The following is a 12,284-nucleotide window of genomic DNA, read 5'->3' on the forward strand; positions in this document are numbered from 1 at the left end:
GTCCTTAGCCTACAACGATATTAACCAGTTTACCCGGCACTACAATTTTCTTGCGCAACTGCTTGTCGGCCATGTGCTTACGCACATTTTCGTCCGCCAGGGCGGTGTGCAGAATTACATCTTCATCGGCGTCGGCGGCGACGCTGATTTTGGCGCGTACCTTGCCGTTAACCTGTACCACCATTTCCAGGGATGCACGCACCAGGGCGCTTTCATCCACCTGCGGCCAGGGCGTATGCAGCAAATCGGTGCTGCCGGTGAGCTGCTGCCAGAGGTGATGGGTAATATGCGGCACTATGGGTGACAGCAATTGGGTGGCGGCCAGCACAGCTTCGCGGGTGACGGCACGACCCTGTTCGCTCACATCGACGAAGCGTCCGATGCTGTTGGACAGCTCCATCACGGCGGCAATGGCGGTGTTGAACGTCTGGCGACGCTCGATATCGTCGCTCACCTTGGCGATGGTTTCGTGTACCTTGCGGCGCAGGTCGCGTTGTTCGTCGCTGAGGTTGGCGCTATCCAGAGTGACCACGTTCTGGCCGTGCTGCAGGTGATCGTGCACCTGTTTCCACAAGCGCTTGAGGAAGCGGTGTGCGCCTTCGACACCGGAGTCGGACCATTCCAGCGACTGCTCAGGCGGGGCTGCGAACATCATGAACAGGCGCACGGTGTCGGCGCCGTACTTGTTGATCATAACCTGCGGATCTATACCGTTGTTCTTGGACTTGGACATCTTCGAAACGCCAGCCTGCTCCACCGGCAGACCATCAGACTTCAGACGCGCGCTGATAATGCGGCCCTTGTCGTCGGTTTCGGTATCGACATCGGTAGGCGCTATCCAGATCTTGCCGCCCTTTTCGTCTTCACGATAATAGGTGTCAGCCAGCACCATGCCCTGGCACAGCAGGCGGGTGAAGGGCTCGTCGGACTGGACCAGGCCTTCATCGCGCATCAGCTTGTGGAAGAAACGCGAATACAGCAGGTGCAGGATGGCGTGTTCGATGCCGCCGATATACTGATCCACTGGCAGCCAGTAGTTGGCCTGTTCAGGATCCAGCATGGCGTTGTCACTGCGGGCGCAGGCGTAGCGGGCGTAGTACCAGCTCGATTCCATAAAGGTATCGAAGGTATCAGTTTCGCGCTCTGCCGCACCGCCACAGCCGGGGCATGTGGTCTGGATGAAGCTGTCCATCTTCTTGATTGGCGAACCGACGCCATCGAAGTCGACATCTTCCGGCAGAACCACGGGCAACTGGTCTTCAGGTACCGGCAGCGGGCCGCAGGACGGACAGTTGATCACCGGAATAGGCGTGCCCCAGTAACGCTGACGGGAAACACCCCAGTCGCGCAGGCGATAGTTGATGGTGGTACGGCCCTTGCCCTTGCGCTCGAGTTCTTTGGCGATGGCCTTGAAGGCCAGCTCGAATTCGAGTTCGGAGAAGTCGCCGGAATTGATCAGTATGCCCTTGTCGGTAAAGGCTTCGCGCTCGATATCAATCGGGGTAGCCGGATCCAGCGGCTTGATCACCTGGCGCAGCGGCAGATCGTACTTGTGGGCAAACTCCCAGTCGCGCTGGTCGTGGGCTGGTACGGCCATAACGGCACCCGAGCCATAGTCCATCAGTACGAAGTTGGCGGTCCAGACAGGCACTTTCTCACCGGTCAGGGGGTGGGTTGCTTCCAGACCCAGCGCCATGCCTTTCTTCTCCATGGTGGCCAGATCAGCCTCGGCTACCTTGGTGTGCTTGCAGTCTTTCAGGAAGGCGGCAAGCTGTGGGTTCTGCTCGGCCGCTTGTAGCGCCAGTGGATGCTGCGGCGCCACGGCCAGGTAGGTGACACCCATCAGGGTATCAGGGCGGGTGGTGAAAACTTCCAGCTCGCCATTGCCAGCGACCTGAAACTTCAGCTCCACGCCCTGGGAGCGGCCGATCCAGTTGCGCTGCTGGGTACGGACCTGTTCCGGCCAGTGTTCCAGCTTGTCGAGATCGTCCAGCAACTGATCGGCGTAGTCGGTAATTTTCAGGAACCACTGCGGAATTTTCTTGCGCTCAACCAGAGCGCCGGAGCGCCAGCCGCGGCCGTCGATAACCTGTTCGTTGGCCAGTACGGTCATGTCCACCGGATCCCAGTTAACCTCGGATTCCTTTTTGTAAACCATGCCCTTGGCCATCAGCCGGGTGAAGAACCACTGTTCCCAGCGATAGTATTCCGGGTGGCAGGTGGCGATTTCGCGGCTCCAGTCGTAACCAAACCCCATCTGCTGCAGCTGATTGCGCATGTAGCTGATGTTTTCGTAGGTCCACTTGGCCGGCGCGACATTGTTCTTGATCGCGGCGTTTTCAGCGGGCAAGCCGAAGGCGTCCCAGCCCATGGGCTGGAGGACATTCTTGCCCTGCATGCGCTGGTAGCGAGAGACTACATCACCAATGGTGTAATTGCGTACATGCCCCATGTGCAGACGGCCGCTGGGATACGGGAACATCGACAGGCAGTAGAATTTTTCTTTGGTGAGGTCTTCATCGCTGCGGAAGCTATCGTGCTCGTCCCAGTACGCCTGGGTCTGGGACTCGATGTCCCCGGGCTGGTATTGTTCGTTCATGGATTTAGGAATCGACATTCTCTGACAATAAAACCGGCATCTGGAAATGCCGGCTATTGGTTCAATGGAAAGTTCGTGACATGCGGCATAGCATACAATAGAAGCTACTCCATCAACAGTGGAATGCGCCTAGTCTAAGAGACAGTCGGGCTTAACACTGATCTACTGTGGAAAGCCGATTCTCTAGGGTTAAAGAGGGGGCATTTTTGTATGTTCTTTGATAGAACCACTGTTCACAAGCTACATTCATGTAGCTTGTCCGGTTGGCAGCTATCGCTGTGTAACTCGGCTAGCCTTCTGATTAATCGCATCGAAAGAGCCCAAAACTGGCTCATTCAAGCGCAGGGAACGATTGAACGTGCAAGCCCCAAAGGGTCGAGTACATGGTCGTGTTGAGCAAGGCGGACTTTCCCTCGCTACGACCAGCCAAGCCCGAAAGCCTCCCAGGAGACGATATGACTGATGATCCCCGCAAGCAGGAACAGCAGCACGACAAGGCCACCACGGCCTATGATCGCATTCTCAAGCGGCTGCTGGCCGATCTTGAACGCGCCGAGATTCGTTCCTGGGATTATTTGCAGGAACGCATAGAAGAAGCTGCCAAGCTGGAGTTGGCCGCCGAAGAAATGACCCGCGATGAGATGGATCTGCTCACGGCCTATCTCAAGCGTGACCTCAAGCGCCTGGGCTACTATGCCCATGAAACCGGTGCCGGTATCGCCGCCTGGTTGCATTTCGATCTGAATATCCTCGAACACCGTTTGGGTCAGCTGCTAATGGGCCTGGCGGATCGGACCCGCATTGATCAGGAAACGCTGCGTGAGCGCCTGTCCCATGGTGAAGATGATTACCTCAGTGGCGAAATTGCCACAGTGGGAACCCTGGCCTGCCTGAACTGTGGCGCTACTCAGGAATTGACTGAAACCTCCCGTATCGATGATTGCCAGACCTGCGGCAAGGGCTTCTTCAGACGTATATCCAAACCCTGGTCAGGGGCCTGAGGCGCTGCGGTGTACTGGCATCTTCTGAGATCTGCAAAGGCGCAACTTCTTTGATGAAACCTGCGCATAACTTCACCCAGGAGGGACAGGAGCGGCGCGTCGGTGTCGAAATTGAGCTGGCGGGTATCGAGCTGGACGATATCGCCCGCTGTATTCAGGCCTCCTTCGGTGGGCGGGTAGAGCGGGTTTCGGTGTGCGAACAGCGTGTAGCAGGTACCGAATTTGGCCGCTTCAGTCTGGAACTGGATCTGCGCTACCTCAAGCAGCTTGGCCGCGAACAGAGCCACGGTCACAGCAGTGAACTGGAGAGTCTGGTTACTGAGGCGCTGGCGGCGGTCGCCAGTAATCTGGTGCCCTTTGAAATCGTCTGCCCGCCCATTCCCTTTTCTCGCCTTGAGGTGCTTGAAACCCTGGTGCAATCATTGCGCGAGGCCGGCGCCCTGGGCACCCATGGGGCCGCCCGCTATGCCTTCGGGGTGCACTTCAATCCCGAATTGCCTGCGCTGGATAGTTGCACACTGGTGCGTTATCTAAAGGCGTATCTGTGTCTGCATGACTGGCTGGGTGCACGGGAGGAAACAGCACTGGTACGGCGCCTGAGCCCCTTTATTCAGCCCTTTGCGCGGGAATACTGTGAGCAGGTATTGCAAAGCGACTACTGGCCAGATCAGGACGGCCTGATTCGTGACTATCTGGCCCTCAATCCGACCCGCAACCGGGCGCTCGACATGCTGCCGCTACTGGCCTGGCTGGATTCGGCGGCGGTGAAGGCGGCGGTGCCGGATGAAAAGATCAATGCAAGACCCACGCTGCATTACCGTCTGCCCAATTCAGATATCGACAACCCCCAGTGGCGTCTGCTGGATGCCTGGCAGGACTGGCAACAGGTGGAAATGCTGGTGCAGTCCCCTGCGAAGCTGGATGCGCTCTGTCGGCATTATCGGGTCCATTTGCAGGGGGCATTGCCGGACTGGATCGCACCCTGGTCTGAAAAGGTGGAACTGTGGCTGGCCGACCCCTCATAGGCGTAACGGGCCCCGATGGCGGACTCGTCTTCGCCTGGTGGGCTAGCTGTCTGGCAATCTGGCTGGCCGGTGGGCGAGCGCTGCGACTGACGCCCACCCGTTATCAACGGCACAGTCACGATCCTCTGCAGGGCCTGATTATCGGTGGCGGAGATGATATAGACCCAAGCCTTTACGACGGCCATGACAATGGCCGGGCGCCTATAGACCCCGAGCGGGATCGCTTTGAAATCGAAATGATTGAGCATGCCTTGCATACTCGTCTGCCGTTGCTGGGTATCTGTCGCGGCGCCCAGCTGATCAATGTAGTGCTGGGGGGATCGTTGCACGGCGATATTCGCGGCCTGCGTCGCCAGACCTCCAATTTTCGCACCCCCTTGCCACGCAAGACGGCACAGAGTGCGCATTCAGGCGTGCTGCGCAGGGTCCTGGGGCGAGAGCGCTGGGCCATCAACAGCCTGCATCATCAGGCCATCGATCGGCTGGGGCAGGGGCTGGTGGTCGCCGCGCGGGATCTGGATAACTTTGTGCAGGCGGTGGAGTGCGATCAGGGTCGGCTGATTCTGGGGGTGCAGTGGCATCCCGAATATCTGTCTTACCTTGGGGTGCAGCGTCGGCTGTTTCGCTATCTGATAGACTGTGCGCGACAGAGCAAGCCCGAATCCCTTGACGACTGACCATGACTGAATATTTTTTGCTGTTTGGTGGCGCTTTCGCGGCCGCCACCATTCTGCCGTTTTACTCTGAAGTTTATCTGGCAATTCTGCTGTCCGAACAGCCCGCCAACTGGGCCTTATTGTGGCTGGTGGCTACTGCTGGCAATACCCTTGGCGCGGTACTCAACTGGTGGCTGGGGCAGTACATGCTGCATTATCGGGAGCGGCGCTGGTTTCCCATCAAGGCGCGGGAGCTGGAGCGGGCGCAAAGCTGGTTTCAGCGCTTTGGTGTCTGGAGTCTTTTGTTTGCCTGGCTGCCGATCGGTGGTGATGCCCTGACTTTTATTGGTGGCATCATGCGAGTGAAACTGGCTCATTTCGTAGTGCTGGTGGGCATCGGCAAGGGGTTGCGGTACCTGGTGGTGATCCTGTTTGCCGATGCCTTGCTGTTCTGAAGTGACCTAAAGGCTTAGTTGCTGTCCAGTACATCCTCAGCCCAGCTCAGTGCCGCCATCATGGACGGAAAGCCCAGGGTGCTGGTGAGCAGTACAGTGGACAATGGAGCGCCGGATTTCATCGGTTCCCGCATCCTGTTTGCGTGCTGCGCCAACGGTCGGGCGTTTAGCCATCATCGATAATGTCTTCCACCCAGCTCAGTGCAGCCATCATGGCGGGAAACCCCAGGGTACTGGTCAGCAACAATAGGGCGTGGCGGATTTCATCTGCACTGGCACCGGCGTCCAGTGCGCGACGGCAGTGGCTGTGTACGGCGCCTTCGGAGCGGATGCTGGCGGCGGCGGCGAGCTGAATCAGCTGCGCGCTTTTTTCATCCAGCGGACCTTCTTCGCGCACTGCCTTGCCCAGGTTATCCAGTGCGCCGGCCAGCTTTTTGTAGCGGCTGCGAAACTGGACATAGTTTTTCGGAAGCTTCGACTCGGCCATGACGGCTTCTCCTGATTGATCCTGTGTATCAGCATACGCCTTGCAGCATAGCAGTGGGGCCAAGGCTGGGCGCGGATTCATCGGGCGCTACGGGAATGCCCTCTGGGTTTCGGGGCTGGTGCACGGAGGCGGGATATCAGTGCCAGACTGCAAAAGAGTGCCGCGATTAACAGCGCAGGCCAGACGCCGCTGCGCTGATAGGGTGTCAGTCCGCGCATACCCTGCACATCATCGACCAGTACGGCGCTCTGGTAACGCGGCGCCTGGGCGCGTATCTGACCCTGGCTGTCCACCAGTGCACTGATACCATTGTTGGTGGCCCGGATCAGCCAGCGACCGTTTTCCAGCGCCCGCATGCGAGCAATCTGCAAATGCTGATCGGGCGCTATGGAACGGCCGAACCAGGTGTCGTTGGATACGGTCAGCAGCAGGTCTGAGTTCAGGCTGGAGCGGCGTACCAGCTCCGGGTAGGCAATTTCGTAGCAGATGGCCGCGGCGATGCGGTGCGACTCAAGCGGCAGCGGCTGTTGTTCGCTTTGGGGCAGGCTAAAGGCCGACATTGGCAGGTTGAAAAAGTCGATCAGGCCACGCAGCCAGGATTCCAGCGGCACGTACTCGCCAAATGGCACCAGCCGCTGCTTGTGATAAACCGCAGGCTCGGGCGTCAGAATCGCCAGGCTGTTGTGATAGATGCTGCGGGCGGGGTCGGTGCTGTCCTGCACTACCGAGGGCAGCCCCGAGATAAATCCGGTGCCGCTGCGTGCCAGCGCTGCTACAAAGGGGCTGAGCTGACGTTCGGCCTGGTGAAGGGTCGAGGGAATGGCGGTTTCAGGCCAGATCAGCAGATCAACCGGGCCCGCCTGCAGGCTTAGCTGCTGATAACGGCTGATGATGTCGAACAGGCGGCCCGATTCCCATTTCATCTGTTGCGGAATATTGCCCTGCACCAGTGCGACCTTGAGCGGCGCGCCTGAGGATTGCGTCCAGCTTAGCGGCAGCAGGGCGATGCCGGCTAGCGGCAGGCTGAGCAGGGTTGCGGTCAACAGCCGGTTCCGGGTTGTGCGCGCCAGCAACAGTTGCACCAGGCCTGTACCCAGCAGTACGGCAATCAGGCTCAGTGCCCAGACGCCGCCCACCGGTGCCCAGAGCGCCAGAGGTGTGTCGATCAGCGGATAGCCCAGATAGAGCCAGGGAAATCCGGTCAGCAGCCAGCTGCGCACCCATTCCCAGATCAGCCAAAGACCGACAAAACCGAGCCACTGACCACCGCCACGGCCAAACAGGCGGCCGTACATCCAGCCCTGGGCGGCACCCAGCAAGGCCAGCGCGGCGACAAAGGCGGCGGTAAGCAGCCCTGCCAGCAAGGCCGAAGCGTTGCCGTAGCTATGGATGCTGACGTAGACCCAGGAAATGCCGACGCCATAAAATCCCAGACCAAACAGCCAGCCTAACCAGGCCGCACGGCGGGGGGACTGATCCCGCAGGCACAGCCACAGCAGTGCCGGAGCAAAGAGCGCCAGTGGCCAGAGGTCAAAGGGGGCAAAAGCCAGTGGCGTCAGGCCACCGGCGAGGGCGGCTGCCAGCGCTCTAAGCCAGAGCGGGGCAGCACGATCCATCGCAAACATAGGGGGTATCCGGGATTAACGGGACTGGCGGCTGACCTGCAGCAGGCGAATGCGGCGGTTGTCGGCGGACAGCACCTTGACGGTGAATTCGTCCAGCTCAACGGTCTCGTCCTTGCGCGGCAGATGACCGAAACGCTGGGTGACAAGACCGCCAATGGTGTCGAAGTTATCGTCGGGCAGGCCAACATCGAAATACTCGTTAAAGTCCTCGATAGGGGTCAGTGCCTTGATGATATAGCCATTGTCGTCGAATGGGCGGATATTGCCGTCATCGTCGTCAATATCAGTTTCATCCTCGATTTCGCCGACGATCTGTTCCAGCACATCCTCGATGGTGATCAGGCCGGCGATGCCGCCGTACTCATCGACCACCACTGCCATATGGTTGCGCGTGGCGCGAAACTCCTGCAGCAGGGTGTTGAGGCGCTTGGATTCGGGAATGACGGTCACCGGACGCAGGGCGTTACGGATATCGAAATTGTCATTGTTATCTTCCAGAATCAGCGGCAGCAGTTCCTTGGCCAGCAAAATACCCAGTACTTCGTCAGGGCTTTCGCCGATCACCGGAAAGCGGCTGTGAGCGCTGGAAATGATTAGCGGCAGAAAGTCGCGTGGCGACTGTTCTACCTGCACCACCACCATCTGCGAGCGCGGGACCATGACGTCTCGCACCTGCATTTCGGCTACCTGCATGGCGCCCTCGATGATACCGAGGGCTTCTAGGCTGAGGACATTGTCCTCAACGGATTCGCGCAGCAGGTAGAGCAAGTCTTCCTGGGTGCGAGGTTCGTCGGCAAAGGCCTGGGCAAGGCGGCCAAACCAACTTCGGGGTTGGCCCCCCGATCGGTCAACGCTCATGGTGTTCCTCGATTAGCGTTCCTGGTAAGGATCCGGGATGGACAGGTCGGCAAGCAATTGCTGTTCCAGTGATTCCATCTCTTCGGCGTCCTCGTCCTTTATATGATCGTAACCCAGCAGATGCAAGGTTCCGTGAATAACCAGATGCGCCCAGTGATCGAGCAGCGGTTTTTGCTGCTCAGCAGCTTCCAGTGCGACGACGTCGGCACAGATGACCAGATCGCCGAGCAGATCGAGCTCGATACCCTCAGGTACTTCGAAGGGGAAAGACAGTACGTTGGTGGGTTTGTCCTTGCCGCGGTACTGCAGGTTCAGTGCCTGGCTCTCGCTGTTATCAACTACGCGAATGCAGAGTTCGCCGCCGTCGAAGCGGCCCTTAAGGGCTGCCTCGACCCAGATCTGGAACTGTGCGTCCCCAGGGATATCGCTAGCTTCGCTGGCCCGTTGAACTTCCACGCTGGGCTTCAAGAGCTGGCTCCTGCAGTCGAGGCGTTAGCCTGCTCCAGTTCATAGCGCTCGTAGGCGCGCACTATGTGCTGCACCAGCGGATGACGCACTACATCCTTGGCCGAAAAGTGGGTAAAGCCAATCTCGTCGACATCGCCCAGCACTTCCATGGCGTGCCTGAGGCCTGACTGGACGTGCTTGGGCAGGTCGACCTGAGTGATGTCGCCGGTAATCACGGCGGTGGAGCCAAAGCCGATACGGGTGAGGAACATTTTCATCTGCTCGCGGGTCGTGTTCTGGCTTTCATCCAGAATCACAAAAGAGCCGTTGAGTGTGCGACCGCGCATATAGGCCAGCGGTGCCACTTCGATGATGTTGCGCTCGATCAGTTTGGTGACGCGCTCAAAGCCCAGCATTTCGTAGAGGGCGTCGTACAGTGGCCGCAGGTAAGGATCCACTTTCTGGGCCAGATCACCGGGCAGAAAACCGAGTTTTTCGCCCGCTTCCACGGCCGGGCGCACCAGCAGAATGCGGCTGACTTCTTCGCGTTCCAGTGCTTCCACTGCGCAAGCTACTGCCAGATAGGTCTTGCCGGTACCGGCGGGGCCTATGCCGAAATTGACGTCGCGGCTACGGATGGCGCGCACATACTGCTGCTGGTTTTCACCGCGCGGTCGTATATGGACTTTCTTGGTACGGATGCTGACGTCGCCGCCGACGCCGCCCTGATCGATGCGGTTCTGCAGCAGCTCGACACCGGATTGCTGTAACTGCAGGTGCACGGCTTCGGGCGTCAGCTGTACGCCGGCGCCAGCTTCCTTGTAGAGGTTCTGCAGCATTTCGGCGACAACGCGCACGATTTCCAGGTCGCCAATCAGCTGAAAGTGATTGCCGCGATTACGGATCTCAATATGCAGGCGTTGTTCGATCAGTTTGATGTGCTCATCGAGCTGGCCACACAGATTGGCCAAGTGTTCGATGTTATCGGGTTCTAGGGTCAGGCGTAGCGTTTGCGCTGTGTTCAATTTAGCTCCTAGTCGGTAATCGCAGGGGGAAAAGCACCCTGCGGTTACAGAGTTCGCGTTCAGTGCGTTTGATCAAGCTCCGAGCTGATCAGTTCCCCGCGAAGCGAGTTGGCGTATGCATCCAGTATCCGAATATCGGCAAAGTGGCCGATCAAGTCCGGATTGGTGGAGCGGAAGTTGACGACGCGGTTGTTCTCGGTACGCCCGGACAACTCACCCGGGTCTTTTCTGGAGTAACCGTTCACCAGAATGCGCTGCACCGTACCCACCATGCGGCGGCTGATCCCCATCGCCTGCTGGACGATGCGTTCCTGCAGAATTTTCAGGTGCATCTTTTTGGTGTCTTCCGATACGGTATCCGGCAGGTCGGCGGCTGGTGTGCCCGGGCGGCGGCTGTAGACGAAACTGAAGGAATTATCGAAGCCGATGTCCTGAATCAGGTTCATGGTGGCCTCAAAATCCGCTTCGGTTTCGCCGGGGAAGCCGACGATGAAATCTGACGAGAAACTGATCTCCGGGCGCAACTTGCGGATACGGCGCAGCTTGGATTTGTACTCCAGAGCGGTATGGCCGCGTTTCATGGCCATCAGTATGCGATCCGAGCCACTTTGTACTGGCAGATGCAGATGGCTGACCAGTTCTGGCACATCGGCGTAGGCGTTGATCAGATTGTCGTTGAATTCCACCGGGTGGGAGGTGGTAAAGCGAATGCGATCGAGGCCCTCTATGGCGGCCACCCGGCGGATTAGCTCGGCCAGGTCCGCACTGTCGCCATCGGCTGTGTCACCGCGATAGGCATTGACGTTCTGCCCCAGCAGATTCACTTCACGCACGCCCTGTTCGGCAAGCTCCTGGCATTCTGCCAGTACGCTGTCCAGTGGGCGGCTGACTTCCTCACCGCGGGTATAGGGCACCACGCAGAAGGTGCAGTACTTGCTGCAGCCTTCCATCACAGATACAAAGGCTTCGGCACCCTCGACCTTGGGAGCGGGCAGGTGATCGAACTTTTCGATTTCCGGGAAGCTGACATCCACCACGCCTTTCTGGCCCTGGTGGGTCAGATCAATCATTTCCGGCAAGCGGTGCAGGGTTTGCGGACCAAAAATCATGTCCACGTAGGGCGCGCGTTTATAGATGGCTTCGCCTTCCTGACTGGCGACGCAGCCGCCTACACCTATCACCAGATCGGGGTTGCGATCCTTGAGCTTGCGCCAGCGGCCGAGCTGATGAAACACCTTCTCCTGGGCTTTTTCACGTATAGAACAGGTGTTGAGCAGCAGCACATCCGCATCTTCCGGGTTGTCTGTCAGCTCCAGCGCATGGCTCTCACCCAGCAGATCCGCCATACGAGACGAATCGTACTCGTTCATCTGGCAGCCATGGGTTTTGATAAATAGCTTCTTCGCCATTTCTCACCTGTATTGATTAAACGGGTTGCTCTGGGGGACCGCGTTTGCCTGTCGCTTTACACGACAGTGCCACATCGGCTCCCGAAAGGACCGGGCATTATACTGAAAGCGAGCGGGGCTGCCTAGATTTTGAGCAGCCTTGTATCGCGCGATTTCGCCCTCATTATAAGGCGTAATACAGTTAGCAGCAGTACAGACAATGACCAGTGATGAGCGAATGTATCGGGTGCAATTTATTAATCAGGATCAGGTGTACGAGCTTTATGCGCGCCATGTGTTCCAGAGCGAGATGTGGGGCTTTATCGAAATCGAAGACTTTGTCTTTGGCAGTCGTTCCGAGCTGCTGGTGGACCCTGGCGAGGAAAAACTGAAAAAGCAGTTCGGGGATGTGAAACGGTCCTATATACCGATGCAGGCTATTATCCGTATCGACGAAGTCCGCCAGCAAGGGGTTCCCAAGATCAGCGAAGCGCGTGGCAGCGTCACGGCCTTCCCGTTGTCAGTACCGCCGCGGCGGGATCGCTAGTGTAGTGTTTCACGCTACATGAAGCTTATAACGGCCCCTTTTTCCGCCATCCTGCGTTGTTCGTTGTCGCCGTAGCCCCACTATGACTCCGCCTCACGCCTTGGCTGGCGAAAAAATGAGCGCGTTCTAAAGCGCCACCAAGAGTGCAACACTACACCCAGTCACTTAAAA

Annotated in this window: 12 protein-coding genes; 5 read left to right on the forward strand and 7 right to left on the reverse strand. The window is 58.3% G+C overall.

Translation table 11 applies throughout. The annotated features are described in order from the left end of the window. Positions 1-4: 4 nt before the first annotated feature. Complete coding sequence (gene leuS, locus MPRO_RS01840; protein ID WP_067286257.1) at positions 5-2,599, reverse strand: leucine--tRNA ligase; 2,595 nt, start codon at positions 2,597-2,599, stop codon at positions 5-7. Positions 2,600-3,054: 455 nt separating this feature from the next. Here leuS and MPRO_RS01845 point away from each other — a divergent pair, with 455 nt between their 5' ends. From MPRO_RS01845 to MPRO_RS01860, 4 genes are read left to right on the forward strand one after another with little or no spacing between them, the layout of a single operon-like run. After that, positions 3,055-3,600 (forward strand): zinc ribbon-containing protein, encoded by a 546-nt coding sequence (locus tag MPRO_RS01845; RefSeq protein WP_067286258.1) that lies wholly within the window; start codon positions 3,055-3,057, stop codon positions 3,598-3,600. Positions 3,601-3,653: 53 nt separating this feature from the next. After that, positions 3,654-4,625, forward strand: coding sequence for an amidoligase family protein (locus MPRO_RS01850; protein ID WP_067286259.1), 972 nt, complete (start codon positions 3,654-3,656; stop codon positions 4,623-4,625). Then, positions 4,604-5,302, forward strand: coding sequence for a gamma-glutamyl-gamma-aminobutyrate hydrolase family protein (locus MPRO_RS01855; protein ID WP_067286267.1), 699 nt, complete (start codon positions 4,604-4,606; stop codon positions 5,300-5,302). Before MPRO_RS01850 ends, MPRO_RS01855 begins: the two co-directional genes overlap by 22 nt. A 2-nt stretch (positions 5,303-5,304) precedes the next feature. Further along, complete coding sequence (locus MPRO_RS01860; protein ID WP_067286270.1) at positions 5,305-5,736, forward strand: YqaA family protein; 432 nt, start codon at positions 5,305-5,307, stop codon at positions 5,734-5,736. A 166-nt stretch (positions 5,737-5,902) separates the two neighbouring features. Here MPRO_RS01860 and MPRO_RS01865 read toward each other — a convergent pair whose 3' ends face one another. From MPRO_RS01865 to miaB, 6 genes are all read right to left on the reverse strand, one after another. Beyond that, positions 5,903-6,223, reverse strand: coding sequence for a carboxymuconolactone decarboxylase family protein (locus tag MPRO_RS01865; RefSeq protein ID WP_067286271.1), 321 nt, complete (start codon positions 6,221-6,223; stop codon positions 5,903-5,905). A 77-nt stretch (positions 6,224-6,300) separates the two neighbouring features. Continuing rightward, positions 6,301-7,848 (reverse strand): apolipoprotein N-acyltransferase, encoded by a 1,548-nt coding sequence (gene lnt / locus MPRO_RS01870; RefSeq protein ID WP_082708387.1) that lies wholly within the window; start codon positions 7,846-7,848, stop codon positions 6,301-6,303. A 15-nt stretch (positions 7,849-7,863) separates the two neighbouring features. Beyond that, positions 7,864-8,706: a CorC family transporter gene (locus MPRO_RS01875; protein ID WP_067286272.1), complete on the reverse strand. Its 843-nt coding sequence runs from the start codon at positions 8,704-8,706 to the stop codon at positions 7,864-7,866. Positions 8,707-8,718: 12 nt separating this feature from the next. Further along, complete coding sequence (gene ybeY / locus MPRO_RS01880; RefSeq protein ID WP_067286273.1) at positions 8,719-9,174, reverse strand: rRNA maturation RNase YbeY; 456 nt, start codon at positions 9,172-9,174, stop codon at positions 8,719-8,721. Continuing rightward, the gene (locus MPRO_RS01885) at positions 9,171-10,178 is read right to left on the reverse strand and encodes a PhoH family protein (protein ID WP_067286274.1); all 1,008 of its coding nucleotides are present in this window, start codon (positions 10,176-10,178) and stop codon (positions 9,171-9,173) included. Before MPRO_RS01885 ends, ybeY begins: the two co-directional genes overlap by 4 nt. A 59-nt stretch (positions 10,179-10,237) precedes the next feature. Beyond that, on the reverse strand, positions 10,238-11,587 hold the full coding sequence (miaB, locus tag MPRO_RS01890) for a tRNA (N6-isopentenyl adenosine(37)-C2)-methylthiotransferase MiaB (RefSeq protein WP_067286275.1): 1,350 nt from the start codon (positions 11,585-11,587) through the stop codon (positions 10,238-10,240). Between the two features lie 199 nt (positions 11,588-11,786). Between miaB and MPRO_RS01895 the strand changes: the two genes are divergently transcribed. Further along, complete coding sequence (locus tag MPRO_RS01895; protein WP_067286276.1) at positions 11,787-12,113, forward strand: DUF1820 family protein; 327 nt, start codon at positions 11,787-11,789, stop codon at positions 12,111-12,113. The last annotated feature ends 171 nt before the right edge of the window (positions 12,114-12,284 follow it).

This window comes from Marinobacterium profundum (assembly GCF_001528745.1).
GTDB classification, from domain to species: Bacteria; Pseudomonadota; Gammaproteobacteria; order Pseudomonadales; family Balneatricaceae; genus Marinobacterium_A; species Marinobacterium_A profundum.

Coding starts and splice junctions, on each gene's coding strand:
- leuS (WP_067286257.1), bottom strand. CDS start 2,599: ATGAACGAACAATACCAGCCCGGGGACATCGAGTCCCAGACCCAGGCG.
- MPRO_RS01845 (WP_067286258.1), top strand. CDS start 3,055: ATGACTGATGATCCCCGCAAGCAGGAACAGCAGCACGACAAGGCCACC.
- MPRO_RS01850 (WP_067286259.1), top strand. CDS start 3,654: ATGAAACCTGCGCATAACTTCACCCAGGAGGGACAGGAGCGGCGCGTC.
- MPRO_RS01860 (WP_067286270.1), top strand. CDS start 5,305: ATGACTGAATATTTTTTGCTGTTTGGTGGCGCTTTCGCGGCCGCCACC.
- MPRO_RS01865 (WP_067286271.1), bottom strand. CDS start 6,223: ATGGCCGAGTCGAAGCTTCCGAAAAACTATGTCCAGTTTCGCAGCCGC.
- lnt (WP_082708387.1), bottom strand. CDS start 7,848: ATGTTTGCGATGGATCGTGCTGCCCCGCTCTGGCTTAGAGCGCTGGCA.
- MPRO_RS01875 (WP_067286272.1), bottom strand. CDS start 8,706: ATGAGCGTTGACCGATCGGGGGGCCAACCCCGAAGTTGGTTTGGCCGC.
- miaB (WP_067286275.1), bottom strand. CDS start 11,587: ATGGCGAAGAAGCTATTTATCAAAACCCATGGCTGCCAGATGAACGAG.
- MPRO_RS01895 (WP_067286276.1), top strand. CDS start 11,787: ATGACCAGTGATGAGCGAATGTATCGGGTGCAATTTATTAATCAGGAT.